The following is a 19,563-nucleotide window of genomic DNA, read 5'->3' as shown; positions in this document are numbered from 1 at the left end:
TGGCGGCACACCACCCCAGACCGCCCCGCGGCACCGTGGCCCCCCCCCCCTGCCGGCGGGGGGCGGGCCCCACCCCCCCCCCCCCCCCCACCGCCGGTGCCGTTCGTGCGACCCGCTCCCGGCGCCGGTTACCGTGACATGGTGAGCATCCGCGCCTGGTGGGCGAGTCGCCGCTCGTTCGGGTTCGATGTGCTGGTCGCGGCGATCGCCGTCGCCCTGGGACTGACGCTGCGCATGGGACGCGACGCCGGCCTGGTCGGCTGGCCGTACCTGCACCAGGCGAGCGCGGTGCTGAGCGGTGCGCTGCTGCTGTACCGCAGACGTGCGCCGTTCGGCTCGGGCGCCGCGATCTGTGCGGTGGGCCTGGTGTATCCGACGCACGCGCTCTACTTCGCGGCCTATGCCGCGGGGGCCTGTGTCGAGGACCGACGGCGCGCGTGGGGGTTGATCGGAGGTCTCGTGGTGGCGGCCACACAACCGTGGAACCGGCCGGCGCCGCTGGACGTCGTCGCCGCCGCGAGCCTCGCGGCGGTCCCCGTCCTGCTCGGCCTCTACGTCGCCGCGCGCCGCCGCCTGCGTGCGGATCGGGCCGAACGGGTGCTTCGGGAGCGCGAGTTGGGCTTCGAACGGGTGCGGATGGAGGAGCGGGCCCGGATCGCGGGCGAGATGCACGACGTGATCACCCACCGGGTCAGCCTGATGGTGCTCCAGGCGGGCGCGCTGCGCACCCGTGCCCGGGATGAGGACGTACGGGCGTCGGCGGAGGAGTTGCGCCTGGTGGGGTGCAAGGCGTTGGAGGAGTTGCGCGGGCTGGTCGCGGTGACCCGATCGGAGCGGCAGGTGGGCTCGGTGGTGGTCGGCCCGCGTGCGGTGCTCGACGTATCGGATCTCGTGGCCGATTCGCGCTCGGCGGGCATCCCGGTCGACCTGGTCACCCTCGGCGAGCCGCACCCGACCTCGCCCGTGGTCGGCCGGGCCGCCTACCGGGTGGTCCAGGAAGCGCTGACCAACGTGCACAAACACGCGCCGGGGGCTGGGGTGGACATTCGCCTGCACTACGTGGGCGACGAGGTCCGGATCACCGTGCGAAACTCGGCTCCCACCCGGGCGGTCGACGTCGCCCTGGGTTCGGGCGGCAGCGGCCTGCTCGGTCTGCGCAAGCGGGTCGAGTTGGTGGCCGGGACGTTGCGCACCCGCCCACTGCCCGACGGCGGCTACGAATTGCTGGCCATACTGCCCGCCGGCGCCACGACCACGACCACCGGAGAGCCCGCATGATCCGCGTCCTGCTCGTCGACGACGAACGTATGGTGTGCGCCCACCTGCGCACGATTCTCGGCGTGGCCGACGACATCGAGGTGATCGGCGAGGCGTACGACGGCGCCGAGGCGGTCGAGTCGGTCCTGCGCCATCGGCCCGACCTGATCCTGATGGACCTGCACATGCCGGGCGTGGACGGCCTGACCGCCATCGAACAGATCGTCGACCTGCCGGGCGCGCCCAGGGTGATCGTGCTCACCACGTTCGGGCTGGAGCAGTACATCCTGCGCGTCCTGCACGCGGGCGCGGCCGGCTTCCTGCTCAAGGACACCCCGCCGGAGGACCTGATCGGCCTGGTCCGGGTGGCGATGGACGGCCACACCGTCCTGTCCCCGGCGGTGACCCGCGACCTGGTGACCGCCTCCTCCGGCCGCAACGCCGCCCGCGAACGCGCCGCCCTCGCCGTCGCGTCCCTGACCGAACGCGAGGTCGAGGTGCTGACCTGCATCGGAGAGGGCCTGTCCAACGCCCAAACGGCGGAACGCCTGTTCCTCAGCGAAACCACGGTGAAAAGCTACGTCTCCCGAATGCTCACCAAACTCGCCTGCGCCAACCGCACCCAGGCAGGTCTGCTGGCATACGACGCGGGCCTGATCCGGCGATAGGGACGGCGTGGGCCGGCGGCGGAAGCGGGCGGGCCGCCGAGGGGGCAGGGGGTGCGCGTCGGGGGTGGTCGGGGGTCGAACGCCCGGGGTCGCGGTCGGGGTTGGGGGTGGTGGCCGGTTCGCTGCGGTGGGGGGCCGGCGTCGGTAATGTCGTACCGGCCGGCCCGGTGGGGTCCGTGAAGCGGAGGGGTGCGCATGTCGGTGACGCTCTCGAAGGGCGGCAACTGCCCGCTGGCGGTGGCCGCCGTGGTGGTGGAGGTCGCCTTCGCGGCGCCGGTGGACGTATCGGCGCTGCTGCTCGCCGGGACCGGAAAGGTGCGCTCCGACGCCGACTTCGTCTTCTACAACCAGCCGAACGGGCCCGGCGTCCGGTATCTGGCGGCCGGCCCCGGTCGACCGGCCGCGGTGCACGTGGACACCGCCGCGGTGCCGGCCGACGTACAGACGGTCATGGTGACGCTGAGCCTGGACGGCGGCCCGGGCGCACCGGTCACCTTCGGCGGCACCACCCCGCCCACCGCGACCGTGCGCGACCCGTCCGGCGAGGCGCTGGTCACGTTCACTCCGAACGGCCTGGGCCGCGAGACCGCGCTGGTGCTGCTCGAGCTGTACCGGCGCGGCGGCGTGTGGAAGGTGCGCGCGGTCGGCCAGGGCTACGCCAACGGACTCGCGGGCATCGCCACCGACTTCGGCGTCTCCGTCGACGACGACCCGGCCCCGCCGCCGCCCGCCCGCCCGCAGCCGGCGCCGCCCACCCGCCCCGAGCCCCCGGCGTACGACGACACCCCGACCGCGCCGGTCGCCCCGCTGCTTCCACACGAGCCGCCCAGGCCCGCGCCGATCCCGCCGCCGATCCCCCGCCGCCCGGTGACGACGCAGCCCCCGCCGCCCCCGCCTCCGACGCCCGCCCCGGTCGAGGCCCGTACCGCCCCCCTGCCCACCGGCGGCGTCGCCACCACCCGCACCGACACGCCGATCAACCTCGACAAGGGCCGCGTCAGCCTGCGCAAGGACCAGTCGGTGTCGTTGGTCAAGACCGGCGCACCGCCGCTGACCCGGGTGCGCATGGGACTGGGCTGGGACCCGGCCAGGTCCGGCGGCAGCATCGATCTGGACGCCTCCTGCATCGCCTTCGACGCGCACGGCAGGAAGGTGGTCGCGGTGTGGTTCATGAAACTGTCCGGCCTGGGCGGCGCGATCAAGCACACCGGCGACAACCTGACCGGCGAAGGCGAGGGCGACGACGAGTCGATCGTGGTCCGCCTCGACGCACTCCCGCCGCACGTCACCGGCCTCGTCTTCACCGTGAACTCGTTCCTGGGCCAGAAGTTCACCGAGGTCTCGCGCGCCTTCTGCCGCCTGGTCGACGACACCACCGACACCGAACTGGTGCGCTTCGAGCTGTCCGGCTCCGAACCGCGCACGGGTGTGCTGATGTGCAAGCTGGTCCGCGAGGGACCGATCTGGACGATGACGGCGCTGGGCCGATTCGCCGACGGCCGCACGGTACGCAAGCTGGTGGACCCGGCCCGCGAGGCGCTGCAGCTCTGACCGACGGCGGCCCGCCCGGGCCTCAACTCGGGCAGCGTTCCCCGTACTTCACCACGCCCACCCCCACCGTGTCCGGCACCGGCTGCCCCTCGGCCGGTCGCTGGGTACACACGACCCAGTGCGTCTCGATCAGCACCGGCCGCCCGCCGCCGAGGTCGTCCACGTCGACGTGAGCGTCACCGCGCAGGCCGCGTCGGACGACGATGACGCTGCGCCCGACCAGGTTCGGCATCCGGCCGTCGACCACCTTGGGCTCGGCGGTCGGCGCCGCACCGGTGGGGCACTTCTCGTCGTGTCGGACCACGCCCAACTCGACCCGGAGTCCCTTGTCCAGGGGTCCCGGATCGGGACTCTGGTCGCACACCTTCCAACTGCTGAAGATGAACTGCCGCCGCCCCCGCCCGCTCGCGTCGTGCGAGGTGACGAACCGGTAGCCGGCCCGGCGCGCACCGTCCCACGCCTCCTGCAGGTCCGCGCCGACCAGATCGGGCAGCACGTTCCTCGGCACGGACGAGACCTTCGTCGCCCGAGGACTCGCGGACGCCGCGTGGCTCGGAACCGCCGGAGCCGCCGGGGCACTCGGGGACGCTCGAGGGGGCACCGAAGGAGACACCTCCGCGACCGCGCCGACCGGTGCCCCCTCGCCCGACGCCGGACCGGTCTCGACCGGCCCGTCGCGATGGGCCAAACCCACGGCCACCAGCACCGCCGACACCGTGCCGAGCACCGCGAGCAGCTTCGGGTTCTGCCACCACTTCATCCGTCCACAATGCGACCGGGCCGCGGCGAACGGGAGGAATTCGGCCGCGGATCACCTGTTCGTGTGGTCCGTACGGGCATCCGCCCCCGGCTCGGCCCCCGGCTCGACGCCCGCCTCGCGTACCGCGAACCCGGTCGCCTGCCGAACCATCTCGGCCCGGGACGGCCCGGGCGCGCCGATCACGATCCGAGTGGCCAGCCCGTCGAGCAGCGCGTGCAGGCGCAACACGTACCCGTCGGGATCCGGGTGCGGCGCGATCATCGCCCGCAGATCGGCGATCCACGGGCCCTCGATCTCCACGCCGGCGGCCAGCACGTCCGGGTCGGCCAGGGAGCGCGTCCACACCTCCAGCCACAACGTCCAGCGCGGGTCGGCGCGCTCGTCGGGCAGGTACAGGTCGATGTAGCCGGCCAGCCGCTCGGCGCGCGGCACCTCGGTCGCGCCCAGCAGGGCCCGTCGCCGCTCGGCGAACCCCTGTTCGCTCCAGCGCAGCGTCTCGACCAGGAGTTGTTCCTTGGACCCGAAGTAGTAGGCGACATGGCCGCCGCTGATCCCGATCCGCTTGCCCAGGCCCGCCATGGTCAGCTGCGCCAGCCCGTGCTCGGCGATCGCGTCCATCGCGGCCCGGAGCACCACCTCCTTGGGCTGCGCCAGCCGTTTGCGCCGTGTCCCCGTCATGCTCAGCACCCCTGGTTCGTTCGACGGCGGACCTCGCCTGCCGCCATGTTAGAACGTCGTTCAATACCGCGCCCGGCGAACCGACGCCGCCATACTGGCGGGAGCCGGTGACGCGACCGGAGCCGGTTCCCGGTCCGCGCCCCCGGCGTCCGCGCCCACGTCCGACGAGAGGACCCACCGTGGCACCCCAGCCGCTCACCGACGCCGAACTGACCAAGGCCCTCGCCGACCTCCCGGGCTGGCAGGTCACCGACGGCGAACTGACCGCGACGTACGCCTGCGCCCGCGGCGATGTACCCGCCTTCTACGCGACCGTCGCCGCCGCCGAGGACCAGGCGAACCACCACGCCCGGATCACCATCCTCTACGGCACCCTGACCTTCGCCCTGACCACCCACGACGCCGGCGACCGCATCACGGCCGCCGACACGGATTTCGCCACCCGGATCGCCGCCTTCGCGGCCGCACACGGCGCGACGCTCAAGACCTGACCCGGCCGGCCGGCGGGGGCGGGAGGCCGAGGGGCCGGGATCGACCCACCGCGGCGACCCGGAACCCCGAACCGCTCCATTCCGGTCCCGATCCCGCCCCGTCCCCGCCCTGTCCCGGTCCCTTCCCCGCCCACCCGGTCCGCTCGCCCGCCGGGCCACGCAGCCTTCACTCCACGCTTCCTGGCCGTTCATCCGCGCGTCCCGCACGCCGCCTAGCCTCCGACCATGAGCACCGACGCACCGGCGTCCCACCCCGTCCCGACCTCCCTTCGCGGGTGGCTCCTCCCGTTCGCCGGAGCGACCTCGGCGGGCTGGCTGATCGGGACGTACACGATCCGCGCCGCCGCCCTGGGCTCGTGCGACGACTTCGGGCAACGCGGCTGCACCGGGGACGACTTCGGGCCGTCCCTGATCGGCCTGTCCGGCCTGCTGCTACTGCTCGCGCTGATCGCGGGCGCGGTCGCCGCCGGCGCCGGTCGGCGCGGCATACCCGCCTTCGCGGGCGCCCTCCTCTACGCGGGCGGGATAGCGGCGCTGGCCGCGCTCACCGAACCCGCGACCGACGCCGGCTGGTACATACCGACCGTCACCGCCGTCGCCCTGGCCATACTCCTGCTCGCCCTCGCCGCATTCGGCGCCGGCGAGCGCGGGCGCCCCATCACCGGCCCGCCCCCGAAGCCGACCGAACCGCCCACCACCCCGGGCGAACCCGCTGCCGCCCCCGGCAACCCACACCCGCGGCCACGGCACTGACCGCCGGCCGGCCACGCGCCGACCGGACGCCGGCCGGCGTGCCCGTCAGACCCTGGGCTGCTGCTGGGTGATGCAGTGGATGCCGCCGCCGTTGGCGAAGATGTCGCGGGCGTCCACGAGTTCGATGGCGCGGCCCGGGAAGAGTTTGCCGAACGTCGCGGCGTTCTCCTCGTCCCGAGGGTCGTCGAACGCGCACAGGATCACCGCGCCGTTGGCCACATAGTGGTTGATGTAGCTGAAGTCGACCCAGTCGTCGTGGGCTTCGAGCACCGTCGGCGCGGGGATCTCGACCACCTCGAGCGCACGCCCCTTCGCATCGGTGGCCGCGCGCAGCAGAGCCGCGTTCTCCTTGCCCACCTCGTGGTCCGGGTGCGCCGGATCGGGCTGCACGTGGACGAGGACCAGGCCCGGTCGGGCGAACGACGCGACGATGTCGATGTGACCCCGGGTGCCGTACAGGCCGTAGTCGCGGGTGAGTCCGCGCGGCAGCCAAATCACCTTCCGCACCCCGAGGAACGCCTTCAGCTCGGCCTCGACCCGCTCCCTGGTCCACCCGGGGTTGCGGCCCTCGTCGAGTTGCACGGTCTCGGTGATCAGCACCGTTCCCTCGCCGTCGACGTGGATGCCGCCACCCTCGTTGACCATCCGCGACACGTAACGACGTACGCCCGCCGCCTCGATCACATGCTCCGCGATGTGCCGGTCGTGCTCCCACGAGGCCCACTCCTGGGCGCCCCACCCGTTGAACACCCAGTCGGCGGCGGCGATGCCACCCCGGCCGTCGGTCAGGAAAGTCGGCCCGATGTCGCGCATCCACGCGTCGTCGAGCGGCTTCTCCAGCACGGTCAGCGGCCGGTCGACATAGCGCGCCACGGTGTCCGACTCGCCGAGGTCGGTGATCAGCGTGACCGGCTCGTAGCGGGCGATCGTGCCGGCCACCCGGCCCCACGCGGCGCGTGCGGTGTGCAGATCCTCCTCGGCGAAGGTCTCGTTGCGGCTGGGCCAGGCCATCCAGGTGCGCTCGTGCGGCACCCACTCCGCCGGCATCGAAAAGCCGTCGGCGACGGGCGTGTTCGTCATGTCATTGCTTCTTTCGTCCTTCGTCGGGAACCACGGGACCTACGGCGGCTACAGGAAGTACAGCCGGTTCAACGACACCGATTCGGCGGCCCGCGACATCACGGGCTCGCCGTCCATCGTCACCAGACCGGTGTCCGCGGCGACCCGGACCTCCGCCAGGCGGTTGTTGTGGATCATCGCCGCGGGGCCGATGCCCCGGGTGCCCCGTACGCCCACCCGGCGGCGCCGGGTCGGCATCAGGTCGCCGCCCGCGGCCGCCGCGGCCTGCGAGGTGAACGCCACCGACAACTCGGCCGGCGCCGCCCCGTGCGCACCGAACTGCGGGCCCAGGACCAGCGGTTCGCAGTTGTCGGTGGAGGCGTTCGGATCGCCCACCACGCCGTACGCCGGGAAGCCGCTCTTGAGCACCAACTGCGGCTTCGCGCCGAACCATTGCGGCTGCCACAACACGATGTCGGCCATCTTGCCCACCTCGATCGAGCCGACCTCGTGCGCGAGGCCGTGCGCGATCGCCGGGTTGATGGTGAGCTTGGCGATATAGCGCATGACCCGAGCGTTGTCGTGCCGTTCGTGCTCGGCACCACGCTCCAGCTTCATCTTCCCGGCCATCGCGAACGTCCGCCGCACGGTCTCGCCCGCACGCCCCATGCCCTGCGCGTCCGACGAGGTGATCGGGATGACCCCGAGGTCGTGCAGTACGTCCTCGGCGCCCATCGTCCCGGCCCGAATGCGGTCCCGGGCCATCGCGGCGTCGCCCGGCAGGTCGGTCTTGAGCCCGTGCGCGGAGACGATCATGCCGAAGTGCTCGCCGAGCGCGTCCCGTCCGAACGGCAGTGTCGGGTTGGTCGAGGAGCCGATCACGTTGGCCACTCCGGCCATCCGCATCACGTTCGGCACGTGGCCGCCGCCGCACCCCTCGATGTGGTACGCGTGGATCGTGCGCCCGTCCAGCACGGAGAGCGTGTCGTCCACGGACAGGCACTCGTTGAGGCCGTCGGTGTGCAACGCGACCTGTACGTCGTGGTCTTCGGCCACCCGCAACGCGGTGTCCAGGGCCCGGGCGTGCGCGCCCATGTCCTCGTGCACCTTGAAGCCGGACGCCCCGCCCTCGATCAACGCCTCGTCCAGCGGCCCCCGACCCGACGACGAACCCCGGGCCAGGAAGGCGATGTTGACCGGCCAGGCGTCGAACGCCGCGAACGCGTTCCGCAGCGCCCAGGGCGAGTTCACCCCGACACCCCAGACCGGCCCGAACTCCTGGCCGACCAGCGTGGTCACCCCGGAGGCCAGCGACGCCTCCATGATCCGCGGCGAAAGCAAATGCACGTGCGTGTCGATCGCGCCGGCGGTGGCGATCAGCCCCTCGCCGCTGACGATCGTGGTGCCGGTGCCGACGACCACCTCGACGCCGTCCTGGGTATCCGGGTTGCCGGCTCGCCCGATCGAGGCGATCCGCCCCTCGCGAATGCCGATCGAGACCTTGCGAATGCCCTGGATCGCGTCGATCACCACGACGTTGGAGATCACCACGTCGCAGGTGTCGCGCACCGGAATCGCCCGCAGATGCAGCCCGTCCCGGGCGGTCTTGCCGAAGCCCGCGAGAAACTCGTCACCCGGCAGCGCCGAGTCGTGCTCGATCTCGATCACCAGCCCGGAATCCCCGAGCCGCATACGGTCCCCGGCCCGCGGCCCGTACGTGGACGCGTAGTCACGCGGATCCATCACATCACCACCGCCACTCACAGCGCACCCCGTTCCCCACCGTCGCCGAAACCCCACATCGCACCGGAGCCGGGCGCTTTCCCGGAGTCCGCCGCCGGATCGGCCCCGGAGCTCGAAGCCGCGCCGCCGGCCGGCTCCGCACCCAGATATCCGCACGCGTACGCCCGACGCAGCGCCTCCTCACGCGCGCCCGGCGCGTCCAACGGCCCGTCCACCAGCCCCGCGAAGCCGATCGCGACCCGCGCGCCGGCGATCGGCACCAGCCGTACCTCGACCGTCGCGCCCGGATCGAACCGCACGGTGGAACCGGCCGGGATGGCCAACCGACGGCCGTACCCCGCCGCCCGGTCGAAGCGCAGGCGCGGGTTGGTCTCGAAGAAGTGGAAGTGCGAGGTGACGCTGATCGGTACCTCGGACGTGTTGGTCACCGGCACCGGGACCAGATCGGCGTCCACGTACGGATCGACCGCGGGCCCACCGGGAATCACCGCCCCCGGCGCGTCGTCCCCCAAGGAGCCGGGCCCGGACACCGGCGCGGCAACCGCCCCCGAGCGCGAACCGTGCCCGTGACAGTGCACCTCACCCGCACCGGCCGGCAGACCCTCGCCGGAGCGAAACGGGTCGGTCACCACGGCCAGTCGCGTCGCGTCGTCGAACACCGCCTCGACCTTGACGTCGGCCAACACGTCCACCACCCCGGGCAGCACATCGGCGACACCGAGCACCGACCGCCCGGCCTCGATCGCGTCGGCGAGCCGCGCCCCGTCCCGAGCCGCCTCACACACCGTGTCCGCGATCAACGCGGCCGCCTCGGGCACGTTCAAAAGCAGCCCCCGGGCACGCCGCGCCCGGGCCAACCCGGCGGCTGTGAAGATCAGCAACCGATCCCGCTCGGTGGGCGTCAGCCGCATACGAACCTCCGTATTGAATGCCGTTCAATCCAGATTGAACGGCATTCAATACGGAGGTGTCAACGCCCCGCGCCCGACGCCGACACCACGGCCCCCGCCCCGCCCGCCTCGACCGGCGGCCCGCGGGGTCAGTTCTCCAGGCGCGCGGCCAGGCCGTCCAGGAGGAGTCGCAGGCCCGTGTCGAAGCCGCGGGTGTTGAGGGTGTCGCGGTCGCCGGCGGCCAGGGAGCGGGCCAGTGACGGGTACTCGGCCCCGTACTCCTCGGCCGGCCGGGTGAAGCCCTCCTCGTACGTCTCGATCACCGACCCGACCACCAGGTAGTCGAGTGCCGCCGAGAATTCGGCCGCCTCGGCCGCGGGGAGGCCGATCCGGATCAGCGTGCGGGCGACGGCGTCGTAGGCCGACAGGGCCTGCTCCGTGGACACCGGTCGGCGGGCGATCACCGGGAGCGCGTCGGGGTGGCGCAGGTACGCGGCGCGGTAGCCGCGGGCGAAGGCGGTGATGCCGACCCGCCAGTCCGGGTCGTCCAGCGGGGCGCGGTCTATCTCCCTCGTGATCACCACGGTGATCGCGTCGAGCAGTTCCTCCTTCGACGACACGTGGTTGTACAGCGACGGCCCCCGCACGTCCAACCGGCCGGCCAGCGCCCGCATGGTGAGCGCGCCCATGCCGTGTTCGTCGACAAGGTCCACCGCCGCACGGGCGATCAGTTCCCGGTCGAGTTTGGGGTGGTTGGGTCGACCCATCGTGCGCTCACCTCGTGCCGTTCGCGAGCGCCGTCGTCGGTCACTCCGCGTCGCCAACCTAGCCGGAATCGACCCCTTCCCCTACACCCGGCCGGGAGCTATGGTCCTCAAACTAACTAAGTAAGTTTTATTCGTTCCCGTTGCGAGGTCCCGATGAACCACGGCACTTCTCGCCCACCGACCCCCGCCGGCAAGGCGCCCGACCACGACGCCGCACGGCTCGGCGAGCTGGGCTACGAGCAGGAGCTCAAGCGCGGCCTCGGCATGCTGGGCAACCTCGCCATCGGCTTCGCGACGGTCTCCCCCGTGGTGGGCCTGTACGCCGTCGTCCAGGTCGGCGCCACCGTCGCCGGCCCCGCCTGGGTGTGGGTGCTCCTGGTGGCGCTGCTCGGCCAGGCGCTGCTGATGTGCGTGTACTCCGAGCTGGCCTCGCAGTATCCGATCGCCGGCGGCGCCTACCAGTGGGCCCGTCGCCTGCTCGGGCCCACCTACGCGTGGCTCGCCGGATGGGTGGCGCTGTGCGCGGTGGTGTTCGCCAACACCACGATCGTCTATCTGGGCGCACCCTGGTTCTTCGCCCTGTTCGACGCCGAGCCCACGCCCGGCCGAATCGTCGCGGTGGCCGCGCTCTTCCTGCTCTGCTGTACCGCCGTCAACGTGCTCGGCATCGACGTACTGCGCCTGGTACTCGCCGCCGGCATCGCGGCCGAGGCCGTGGCCTCGCTCGGCGTGGGTCTGGCGCTGCTGCTGCTCTTCCGGGAGAACGGATTCGGCATCCTCACCGAGACGATGGGCGCACAGGCACTGTCCGGGGGCTCGACCCCCTCGGCCCTGCTCACCGTGCTCGCGGTCGGCGGCTGGGCGTTCATCGGCTTCGACGCGTGTGTGGCCTCGTCCGAGGAGACCAGGGACGCCGCCCGGCAGGTGCCCCGCGCGATCTGGTGGACGCTGACCAGCGTCGGCGGTCTGGTCGTACTCAACGCCGTCGCCGTGCAGTTGGCCCATCCCGACCCGGCCGGGGTGGTGCACGGTGAAGACCTGGACCCGGTCACCACCGCGGTGGTGAACTCCTTCGGCTCGTGGTCGGCCAAACCCTTCGTGGTGGTGGTGATCATCGCCTTCGTCGCGTGCGCGCTCGCCTCCCAGGCGTCCGCCGCCCGCGCGGTGTACTCGGTCTCCCGCGACGACGTACTGCCGGCCTCCCGCGCGCTGCGCCGGATCAACCGGCGGCAGGCCCCAGTGGGCGCGCTGCTGATCACCTCGGCGATCAGCTGCTCGGCCCTGCTCCTCGCGCTGGACGGTTCCGCGATCGGCAGCCTGATCACCTTCGGCAGCGCCGCCATCTATCTCCAGTTCCTGCTGATCGCGGTGGCCGCGCTGATCGCCCGACTGCGCGGCACCTGGACACCCGCGGGACTGGTCCGGCTCGGCCGGTGGGGCACCCCGCTGAACGTGCTCGCCGTCGCCTGGCTCGCCTTCGAATTCGTCAACATCGCCTGGCCGCGCAGGATCCTCGCGCCGCCGGGCGCCCCCGCCTACCAGGTGTGGGCCGCCGTCATCGGCATCGCCGTCGTGATCGGCACCGGCGTGCTGTACCTGCTGGTCAAGCGCCCGCAGGACAGGGTGCGGATCAGCGCGAGCTTCGCCGACGGCGGCACCGACCCCGAACCCTCGACCCCCGTGGAGAGCACCGCATGAGCACCGCCGACCTCGTCGTGCCGGACGCGCACGTACTGACCATGGATCGGGACCGACCGGTCACGGACGCGATCGCCGTCCGGGACGGGGTGATCGTCGCGCTCGGCGCCGACGCGCGGGCGCTGATCGGCCCGCGCACCGAGGTGGTCGAGGCGACCGGACACACCGTCACTCCCGGCCTGACGGACTGTCACCAGCACTCCGTGATGGGCGCCGGCAGCACCCGCGGGGCCGACCTGGTCGGCGCCGTCACCCTGGCCGAGGTGCGGCGCCGCCTCGCCGAACAGGCCGCGCCGTGCGGTCCGGACGACTGGGTGGTCGGTTTCGGCGGCGAGTACGCCGCGTTCGCCGGTCGGGCCATCCACCGCGACCTGATCGACGCCGCCGTGGGCGGGCGGCCCGCGTTCGTCTGGATGGCGGACAGCCACACCGCGCTGCTGAGCACGGCCGCGCTGCGCCTGGCCGGGCTGACCGGGCCGCGCGAGTTCGCCGACCGGAGCGAGATCGTCTGCGACGAGCGTGGTCCGACCGGCGAGTTGCACGAGATGACCGCGTGCTTCCTGGGCCATCGCGCGGTGCCGCCGATGCCGCGCGGCGAAATCCTGGCCCGGGTCGAGGAGTTGTTCGCCGAGCAGAACCGACACGGGGTCACCGGCGTACACATCCTCGACGACGCGCCGGGCACGGTCGACACCCTCGCGGGGCTCGACGCCGAGCGGCGGCTGAGCATGCGGGTACACCTCGCCCCGTGGTGCCCGCCGGGCGAGGTGGACAACCTGGCCCAGCGGATCGGCGAACTGCGGTCCCTGGGCGGGCCGGACGGGCTGGTCAGGCTCGCCGCGATCAAGTTCTTCGCCGACGGCGCGATCGACGGCGGAGGCGCGTGGCTGCACGAGCCGGACTGCTGCGGCCAGTCGCACCGATCCCAGTGGAAGGACTTCGACCGCTACGCCGAGGCGGTCGCCATCGCCTCCCACGCGGGCCTGCCGGCCTGGACACACGCGATCGGCGACCGGGCGGTGGCCCGCGCCCTGGACGTATACGCCGAGCACACCGCGCCGTTCGGCACCCGGCATCGCATCGAACACGCCGAGGTGTTGAGCGACGCCGACGTACCGCGCTTCGCCGCCCTTGACGTGGTGGCGTCGATGCAACCGACGCACATGGACTGGTCGTTGCCCGACCACTCCGACAACTGGTCGCGCCGGGTGGGCCCGGAGCGGGCGGCCCGGGCCTGGCGCTGCGCGGACATCCTGGCCGCCGGCGGGCACGTCGCGCTCGGCTCGGACTGGCCGGTCGCCGCGTTCGACCCGCGACGCACCCTGGCCGGCGCCCAACTGCGGCGCCCGGCCGGCGAAATCGACCGCGCCGCGTACGGGGCCTCGGCCGGCCTCACCGCCCGCCAGGCCCTGGCCGGCTACACCACGCAGGCGGCCTACGCGGCGGGCGAGGAGAGGGTGGCCGGCCGGATCGCCGTCGGCTGCCGGGCCGACCTGACCGTGTTCGGCGCCGACCCGCTGACCTGCCCACCCGACGACCTACCGGAACTCCCGGTCACCGCGACGGTGGTCGCGGGCCGCGTCGTACACCGGGCGTAGCCCCTCGAAGCACCCGACGCGGCCGACACATCCACGCCGCCGACCCGGCCCGACCGGTCCGACCGACCCCGGTCGGGCCGGGTCGCCCGCGCCCTCACCGCCCCTCGAACGGCCACTCCCCCGCGTCCAGTTCGCGCCGCTCATACGCCGCCACGATCTCCTTCTCCGCGGCGTCCCGCCCCTCCCAGTGCGAACCCTCCACCGATTTGCCGCGTTCGAGGTCCTTGTACACCTCGAAGAAGTGCGCGATCTCGTTCAATTGGAAGGCCGGGACATCGGCGATGTCCTGTATCGCGTGTCGCCGCGGATCGCGGGCGGGTACACACAACACCTTCTCGTCCGGGCCCTTCTCGTCGCTCATCACGAACATCCCGACCGTGCGACAGCGAATCACACAGCCCGGAAAGGTCGGTTCGTCCAGCAGCACCAGCACGTCGAGCGGGCCGCCGTCGCCGCCCAGGGTGCGATGTACGAAGCCGTAGTCGGCGGGATAGGCGGTGGACGTGAACAACATGCGGTCGAGCCTGACGCGTCCCGTGCGGCGATCCATCTCGTACTTGTTCCGACTGCCCGCAGGAATTTCCACAACGACGTCGAACTCCACGACGGCTCCTTAGCGGCTATGGATCAAGACCCGATATGCGCGGCATTCCGTATTCCCGACGTACCGTCCGAGGACTTTCCCACGTCACCGGGCCGTTACGCACGTGAAGCACGGGACAACCGACCCATTCGAAGTGCCGCGACCACCCGATCGCCGAGACACTTGACTCGGTCAACTAAGTAAGGTTTCCTGTCCATCGAACCCGAGACCGCATCCACCCCACCCCATCACCAGGAGCACCCGTGATCCGGATCGAGGACGCCGACCGCGTTCGGACCCTCACCCTCGACCGCCCCGAGGCGCTGAACGCGTTCAACGAGGCGCTGTACGACGCCACCGCCGAGGCGCTGATCGACGCCGCCGCCGATCCCGCGGTGGCCGTCGTGGTGCTCACCGGCGCGGGTCGGGCCTTCTCGGCGGGGACCGACCTGATCGAGATGGCGCAGCTCAACAGCGGCACCAAGGTCAAGGGCCGACACGGCTTCGGCGGCATGGTCGATCGCCTCCAGGCGTTCCCCAAGCCGTTCCTGGTCGCGGTCAACGGACTCGGGCTCGGCATCGGGGCGACCGTCCTGGGCTTCGCCGATCTCGCCTTCATGGCCGACACCGCCCGGCTCAAGTGCCCGTTCACCTCACTCGCGGTCGCCCCGGAAGCGGGCAGCAGCGTGACCTTCCCGCAGCTGATCGGCCGGCAGAACGCGATGTGGGCGCTGCTGAGCAGCGAGTGGCTGAGCGCCGCGGAGTGCCTGGAGATGGGTCTGGTGTTCAAGGTCTGTCCGGCCGACGAGCTGATGGCGGTGACCATGCGGCACGCCCGGATCCTGGCGGCCAAGTCGATCCCGTCGCTGATCGAGGCCAAGCGCACCGTCCTGGACGGCCTCGGGGACACGGTCACCCGGGCCCGCCGCCGCGAGGACGCGGCCTTCGGCCGACTGCTCGGCAGCCCCGCCAACATCGAGGCGCTGACCGCCTTCGCCGAGCGCCGCGAGCCCGACTTCGCCGCGATCGACGCCCGGGAGGCGTGAGAGGGCGACACCCAGGCCGGGACGGGCGCTCGAACATCGAGGGGTTGTCCGGGTTTGCGGGGAGCGATGTGGGCTAGGCCATACTGACCGTCCGCACGCCCGTTCCCGTCCCCAGGATCAGCGCCAACCATGAGCAACCCAGACACCCCGGACACCTCGGGCACCGCAGGCATCAACGGCACCGCGAACACCGCAGGCAAGGCCGGCCCGGCCCACCCCGCCCCCGCGGGCACCCATCACCTCGGCCACGCCCTCAAGCCCCGCCACATGACCATGCTCGCGCTCGGCGGGGCGATCGGCGCGGGCCTGTTCGTGGGCACCGGCGCCGGCATCCACACCGCGGGCCCCGGCATCCTGATCTCCTACGCGCTGGCCTCGGTGCTGGTGTTGCTGGTGATGCGGATGCTCGGCGAGATGGCCGCGGCCGTGCCGCGCAGCGGCTCGTTCTCCGAGTACGCCGGCGCCGCGTTCGGGCGGTGGGCCGGTTTCACCGTCGGGTGGCTGTACTGGTGGATGGTCACCATCGTGCTCGCCGTCGAGGCGTCGGGAGCGGCGGCGATCGCGCACGGGTGGGTGCCGGGTGTACCGATCTGGGTGTTCTCGCTGGCGATCATGCTGGTGTTCACCGGCGCGAACCTGCTCACGGTGCGGTCCTTCGGCGAGACGGAGTTCTGGTTCGCGACGGTCAAGGTCTTGGCCATCGTCGGCTTCCTGGTGCTGGGCGTGCTGGCCATCATGGGGTGGCTGCCGGACACCGAGGCCCCGGGGCTCGACAACCTCACCGGCAACGGCGGCTTCCTGCCCAACGGCTGGGACGGGGTGATCGCCGGCCTGCTCGCGGTCGCCTTCTCCTTCGGCGGTCTGGAGATCGTCACCATCGCCGCCGCCGAGTCGGACGACCCCACCCGCAACGTGGCCCGCGCGGTGCGCACGGCGGTCTGGCGCATCCTGCTGTTCTACATCGGCTCGGTGGCGGTCATCGCCACACTGCTCCCGTGGGACTCGGACCGGCTGGGCAGCCCGTACGTGTCCGTCCTGGAGGACATCGGCATCCCGGGCGCGGCCCACGTGATGGACGTCGTGGTGTTCACCGCGCTGCTGTCCGCGCTGAACTCGATGTTGTACGGCGCGTCCCGGATGGCCTTCTCGCTGTCCCGGCGCGGCGAGGGTCCGCGCGGGTTGTCCCGACTGGCCGGCAACGGCGTGCCGCGCACGGCGGTGCTGGCCTCCTCGGCGTTCGGCTTCCTCGCCGCGCTGCTCAACGTGTGGTGGCCCGAGCAGGTGTTCAGGCACCTGCTGAACTCGGTCGGCGCGATGTTGCTCTTCGTCTGGTTCGCCATCGCCGCCGCGCAGCTGGTGTTGCGCCAGCGGATGGAGCGTGAGGATCCGGAGCGGCTGATCATCCGGATGTGGGGCTTTCCGTATCTGACCTGGTTCGTGATGCTCGCGCTCGCGGCGGTGTCGATCCTGATGTTGTTCGACGCCGACGCCCGGCCGCAGCTGTTGTCCTCGGTCGTGGTGGTGGCCGTGGTCCTCGGCTTCGCCCTGGTCCGCGAGGCACGTCGGCGCGATCTGCGCAGACGCGCCGGGGGCCGCTTCTGAGCCGCCCCGCCGCTCACAGCCCGGCCCGCGCCAGCGCCCGCAGGTGCTCGCTGGTGGGGCACCAGTTGGAGCGCAGTTCGTCGGTCGGCCAGCCGGCCAGGGTCGCGCTCGCGGCGAAGTTGGACTGGAGGTAGCCGAGCAGGGTGCGGCGCGGGTCCTCGGCTCGGCGGACCACGTCGTATTCCAGCGTGGAGCGCGAACCGTCCGGCAGCCAGACCGCCTCGCGCGGGGACAGCGGCTGCCGTTCGACGCCGGCCGGTTTGGGCGCGGCGTAGGAGTAGTAGGCGGGGTAGGTGACGGTCGGGTCGCCCGCCCAGAAGCCGAACGAGATCACCTCGTGCGAGTACGCCTCGGCGGTGACCGGGTCGACCCCGCTCATCGGCGGCTCCACCCGCTTGCCGGAGAAGCGGGTGAGCGCGAGGTCGAAGGAGTGCCAGAACAGCTGGACCGGCGAGCTCTTGCCGTCGAACCAGCCCATGAACTCCTCGAACACGTCCGCCGACCAGGTCAGGACGCGCCAGAACCGCTGCGCGTACTCGGCCCGATAGGTGGCGTGCTCGGTGTCCTCGCGAAACGGCGTGGTCAGGTGCGGCACCCCGAAGGGTTTCTCCAGCAGCGGTACGTCGATCCCGAGGTCGGCGAGCACGCCGTGGACGGCGAGGTCGAACGCGGCCACGCTCAACCCGTCCACGAGCGCGATCTCGCGCACCTCGCCGCGATCGGTGCGAAAGACCACGCGGTGGTCGACGAAGTCGAACGCGATGTCGAACGCGATCCCGGCCACGTTCAACCGGCGGGTGGTCAGGCCGCGGGCGTCGACCGTGAAGGTGATGTTCCACCAGTGATTTTGCGGATGGCTCGCGGCCAGCTTCACCTTGCCCACGATCTGTGCGAACAGGTGCAGCGTGTCCAGGGTGTCCGCCCATGCCGCATAAGGGAGTTCGGGCAGGTCGGGACGGGGTTCGGGGGATCCGGAGGGGTTCGCGCGGTTGCTCGAAGCGATGGCCATGAACCGATTCTCGCCGCCTTGTGGCCCGTGCGTCCCGTTATGCTCCGCCGTCCGGGCCCGCGCGCACGATCCCCGACACGGTTCGGCGACACCCCCCGAACGGGCGAGTGCGGTCGACGCGTACCCTGCGTGCGACAACATCCCTTCCACCTGTACAGGGGCACTCGTGCGCGTTGTCGTCGCCGGAGCCGGCATCGGTGGGCTGGCCACCGCCCTGAGTCTGCACGCGGCGGGTATCGCCGACGTGACCGTGTACGAGGCGGTCGAGGAGATCCGCCCGCACGGGGTCGGGATCGACCTGCCGCCACCCGCCGTTCGCGAACTGGCCGCGCTGGGCCTGTACGACGACCTCGCCGAGATCTCGGTGGCCACCACCGAACTGGTCCACCACGACCGTTTCGGCGGCCGGATCCACACCGAACCGCGCGGCCTGGCCGCCGGCCACGCCTGGCCACACCTGTCGGTCCATCGCGGCGAATTGCAGATGCTCCTGGTACGCGCCCAACTGGCCTGGCTGGGCGCCGAGTCGCTGCGCACCGGCCTGCGGCTGAGCGGATACGCGCAGACCGCGGCCGGGGTCACGGTCGAACTGACCGACCGGGACGGCAACATCGTCACCGACGAGGCCGACGTGTTGATCGCGGCCGACGGGATCGACTCGGCCGGGCGGGCACTGATGTATCCGGGCGAGGGGCCGCCGTCCTGGCACGGCCGGGTGCAGTGGCGCGGGATCTCGCCCGCGCCGAACCTGCTCACGGGCCACACCACGATCGTCGCCGGGGACGGTGTGCGGACCTTCGTCGCGCACCCGCTGCGCGCGGCCGAGGGGGAGCGGCCCGCGCTGCTGAACTGGGTCGCCGAGCGCTCGTCGGCCGGTCCGCCGCCCGAGCGCGGCGACTGGCGGCGGCCGGCCGAACCGGACACGGTGGTGGGCTATTTCGCCGACTGGGAGTTCGACTGGCTGGACGTGCCGGCGGTGATCGCCGACGCGGACGTGGCGTACGAGTACCCGCTGATCGACCGCGAGCCGCTGCCGAGCTGGTCGGACGGGCGGGTGACCCTGCTCGGCGACGCCGCGCACGCGACCTTCCCCAGGGGCGCCCACGGCGCGGCGCAGGCGATCCTGGACGCGGCGGTGCTCGCGCACGAACTGGCCGCACACGCGGACCCGGTCGACGCGCTCGCCCGGTACGAGGAGCGGCGCCGACCGGCGACGACGGCGCTCCAGGCGGCGAATCGTGCACCCGGCCCGGGCATCCTGCTCACGCTGGCGCACGAGCGGGAGCCCGAGGGGTTCGCCGACCTCGACGCGGTGATCCCGCCCGACGAGCAGGCGGAACTCGCGGCGCTGGAGCGGGAGATCGGCGCGGCGAACCGGGACACATCGGGCTGACCGACACCACCGCGCGG

General features: G+C 72.2%; 18 protein-coding genes. 10 read left to right on the top strand and 8 right to left on the bottom strand.

Annotated elements, in window-relative coordinates; translation table 11 throughout:
- Positions 1–138 precede the first annotated feature (138 nt).
- From ACFRCG_RS30150 to ACFRCG_RS30140, 3 genes are all read left to right on the top strand, one after another.
- Positions 139–1,278, top strand: coding sequence for a sensor histidine kinase (locus tag ACFRCG_RS30150; protein ID WP_380037207.1), 1,140 nt, complete (start codon positions 139–141; stop codon positions 1,276–1,278).
- Positions 1,275–1,925, top strand: coding sequence for a response regulator (locus ACFRCG_RS30145; protein WP_380037205.1), 651 nt, complete (start codon positions 1,275–1,277; stop codon positions 1,923–1,925). The genes ACFRCG_RS30150 and ACFRCG_RS30145 overlap by 4 nt, the downstream gene beginning before the upstream one ends.
- A 195-nt stretch (positions 1,926–2,120) precedes the next feature.
- Entirely contained in the window at positions 2,121–3,476 is a 1,356-nt protein-coding gene (locus ACFRCG_RS30140) for a TerD family protein (RefSeq protein WP_380037203.1), read from the top strand.
- 22 nt (positions 3,477–3,498) lie between these two features.
- On the opposite strand, the gene ACFRCG_RS30135 is transcribed toward ACFRCG_RS30140, so the two are convergent.
- On the bottom strand, positions 3,499–4,236 hold the full coding sequence (locus ACFRCG_RS30135) for a hypothetical protein (RefSeq protein ID WP_380037201.1): 738 nt from the start codon (positions 4,234–4,236) through the stop codon (positions 3,499–3,501).
- 51 nt (positions 4,237–4,287) lie between these two features.
- Positions 4,288–4,914, bottom strand: coding sequence for a TetR/AcrR family transcriptional regulator (locus tag ACFRCG_RS30130; RefSeq protein ID WP_380037199.1), 627 nt, complete (start codon positions 4,912–4,914; stop codon positions 4,288–4,290).
- Between the two features lie 179 nt (positions 4,915–5,093).
- Between ACFRCG_RS30130 and ACFRCG_RS30125 the strand changes: the two genes are divergently transcribed.
- Together ACFRCG_RS30125 and ACFRCG_RS30120 are read left to right on the top strand one after the other, a co-directional pair.
- Entirely contained in the window at positions 5,094–5,405 is a 312-nt protein-coding gene (locus ACFRCG_RS30125) for a 4a-hydroxytetrahydrobiopterin dehydratase (RefSeq protein ID WP_380037197.1), read from the top strand.
- A gap of 225 nt (positions 5,406–5,630) precedes the next feature.
- Positions 5,631–6,158, top strand: coding sequence for a hypothetical protein (locus ACFRCG_RS30120; protein WP_380037195.1), 528 nt, complete (start codon positions 5,631–5,633; stop codon positions 6,156–6,158).
- Positions 6,159–6,203: 45 nt separating this feature from the next.
- On the opposite strand, the gene ACFRCG_RS30115 is transcribed toward ACFRCG_RS30120, so the two are convergent.
- The 4 genes from ACFRCG_RS30115 to ACFRCG_RS30100 form a co-directional block, all read right to left on the bottom strand.
- A complete protein-coding gene (locus ACFRCG_RS30115; RefSeq protein ID WP_380037193.1) occupies positions 6,204–7,238 on the bottom strand; it encodes an agmatine/peptidylarginine deiminase in 1,035 nt (344 codons plus the stop codon).
- A gap of 48 nt (positions 7,239–7,286) precedes the next feature.
- Positions 7,287–8,960, bottom strand: coding sequence for an urease subunit alpha (locus ACFRCG_RS30110; RefSeq protein WP_380037191.1), 1,674 nt, complete (start codon positions 8,958–8,960; stop codon positions 7,287–7,289).
- A gap of 17 nt (positions 8,961–8,977) precedes the next feature.
- A complete protein-coding gene (ureA, locus tag ACFRCG_RS30105; RefSeq protein WP_380037189.1) occupies positions 8,978–9,871 on the bottom strand; it encodes an urease subunit gamma in 894 nt (297 codons plus the stop codon).
- A 128-nt stretch (positions 9,872–9,999) separates the two neighbouring features.
- Complete coding sequence (locus tag ACFRCG_RS30100) at positions 10,000–10,617, bottom strand: TetR/AcrR family transcriptional regulator C-terminal domain-containing protein (protein WP_380037187.1); 618 nt, start codon at positions 10,615–10,617, stop codon at positions 10,000–10,002.
- Positions 10,618–10,770: 153 nt separating this feature from the next.
- On the opposite strand from ACFRCG_RS30100, the gene ACFRCG_RS30095 reads away from it, so the two are divergent.
- Together ACFRCG_RS30095 and ACFRCG_RS30090 are read left to right on the top strand one after the other, a co-directional pair.
- On the top strand, positions 10,771–12,315 hold the full coding sequence (locus ACFRCG_RS30095; RefSeq protein ID WP_380037185.1) for an APC family permease: 1,545 nt from the start codon (positions 10,771–10,773) through the stop codon (positions 12,313–12,315).
- On the top strand, positions 12,312–13,913 hold the full coding sequence (locus ACFRCG_RS30090; protein ID WP_380037183.1) for an amidohydrolase: 1,602 nt from the start codon (positions 12,312–12,314) through the stop codon (positions 13,911–13,913). Before ACFRCG_RS30095 ends, ACFRCG_RS30090 begins: the two co-directional genes overlap by 4 nt.
- A 94-nt stretch (positions 13,914–14,007) precedes the next feature.
- Here the strand turns inward: ACFRCG_RS30090 and ACFRCG_RS30085 are convergent, their stop codons facing one another.
- Entirely contained in the window at positions 14,008–14,517 is a 510-nt protein-coding gene (locus tag ACFRCG_RS30085) for an inorganic diphosphatase (RefSeq protein WP_380037181.1), read from the bottom strand.
- Positions 14,518–14,759: 242 nt separating this feature from the next.
- Here ACFRCG_RS30085 and ACFRCG_RS30080 point away from each other — a divergent pair, with 242 nt between their 5' ends.
- Together ACFRCG_RS30080 and ACFRCG_RS30075 are read left to right on the top strand one after the other, a co-directional pair.
- Positions 14,760–15,542 carry an enoyl-CoA hydratase/isomerase family protein gene (locus ACFRCG_RS30080; RefSeq protein WP_380037179.1) on the top strand — a complete coding sequence of 261 codons (783 nt, stop codon included), beginning with the start codon at positions 14,760–14,762 and terminating at the stop codon, positions 15,540–15,542.
- Positions 15,543–15,671: 129 nt separating this feature from the next.
- Positions 15,672–17,144: an amino acid permease gene (locus tag ACFRCG_RS30075; RefSeq protein WP_380037177.1), complete on the top strand. Its 1,473-nt coding sequence runs from the start codon at positions 15,672–15,674 to the stop codon at positions 17,142–17,144.
- 13 nt (positions 17,145–17,157) lie between these two features.
- Here ACFRCG_RS30075 and ACFRCG_RS30070 read toward each other — a convergent pair whose 3' ends face one another.
- The gene (locus ACFRCG_RS30070; protein WP_380037175.1) at positions 17,158–18,153 is read right to left on the bottom strand and encodes a DUF5996 family protein; all 996 of its coding nucleotides are present in this window, start codon (positions 18,151–18,153) and stop codon (positions 17,158–17,160) included.
- Between the two features lie 166 nt (positions 18,154–18,319).
- On the opposite strand from ACFRCG_RS30070, the gene ACFRCG_RS30065 reads away from it, so the two are divergent.
- Positions 18,320–19,546, top strand: a complete 1,227-nt coding sequence (locus ACFRCG_RS30065; RefSeq protein WP_380037173.1) for an FAD-dependent monooxygenase — start codon at positions 18,320–18,322, stop codon at positions 19,544–19,546.
- Positions 19,547–19,563 lie beyond the last annotated feature (17 nt).

It is taken from the genome of Embleya sp. NPDC056575, from assembly GCF_042793325.1.
GTDB lineage: Bacteria > Actinomycetota > Actinomycetes > Streptomycetales > Streptomycetaceae > Embleya.
The sequence above is the reverse complement of the archived record's forward strand: the minus strand, read 5'-3'. Positions and strand labels throughout refer to the sequence as shown.

Excerpts from the sequence above, each read along its gene's own strand:
- ACFRCG_RS30150 (WP_380037207.1), top strand. The coding sequence starts at position 139 with ATGGTGAGCATCCGCGCCTGGTGGGCGAGTCGCCGCTCGTTCGGGTTC.
- ACFRCG_RS30145 (WP_380037205.1), top strand. The coding sequence starts at position 1,275 with ATGATCCGCGTCCTGCTCGTCGACGACGAACGTATGGTGTGCGCCCAC.
- ACFRCG_RS30140 (WP_380037203.1), top strand. The coding sequence starts at position 2,121 with ATGTCGGTGACGCTCTCGAAGGGCGGCAACTGCCCGCTGGCGGTGGCC.
- ACFRCG_RS30135 (WP_380037201.1), bottom strand. The coding sequence starts at position 4,236 with ATGAAGTGGTGGCAGAACCCGAAGCTGCTCGCGGTGCTCGGCACGGTG.
- ACFRCG_RS30130 (WP_380037199.1), bottom strand. The coding sequence starts at position 4,914 with ATGACGGGGACACGGCGCAAACGGCTGGCGCAGCCCAAGGAGGTGGTG.
- ACFRCG_RS30120 (WP_380037195.1), top strand. The coding sequence starts at position 5,631 with ATGAGCACCGACGCACCGGCGTCCCACCCCGTCCCGACCTCCCTTCGC.
- ACFRCG_RS30115 (WP_380037193.1), bottom strand. The coding sequence starts at position 7,238 with ATGACGAACACGCCCGTCGCCGACGGCTTTTCGATGCCGGCGGAGTGG.
- ACFRCG_RS30110 (WP_380037191.1), bottom strand. The coding sequence starts at position 8,960 with ATGGATCCGCGTGACTACGCGTCCACGTACGGGCCGCGGGCCGGGGAC.
- ureA (WP_380037189.1), bottom strand. The coding sequence starts at position 9,871 with ATGCGGCTGACGCCCACCGAGCGGGATCGGTTGCTGATCTTCACAGCC.
- ACFRCG_RS30100 (WP_380037187.1), bottom strand. The coding sequence starts at position 10,617 with ATGGGTCGACCCAACCACCCCAAACTCGACCGGGAACTGATCGCCCGT.
- ACFRCG_RS30095 (WP_380037185.1), top strand. The coding sequence starts at position 10,771 with ATGAACCACGGCACTTCTCGCCCACCGACCCCCGCCGGCAAGGCGCCC.
- ACFRCG_RS30090 (WP_380037183.1), top strand. The coding sequence starts at position 12,312 with ATGAGCACCGCCGACCTCGTCGTGCCGGACGCGCACGTACTGACCATG.
- ACFRCG_RS30075 (WP_380037177.1), top strand. The coding sequence starts at position 15,672 with ATGAGCAACCCAGACACCCCGGACACCTCGGGCACCGCAGGCATCAAC.
- ACFRCG_RS30070 (WP_380037175.1), bottom strand. The coding sequence starts at position 18,153 with ATGGCCATCGCTTCGAGCAACCGCGCGAACCCCTCCGGATCCCCCGAA.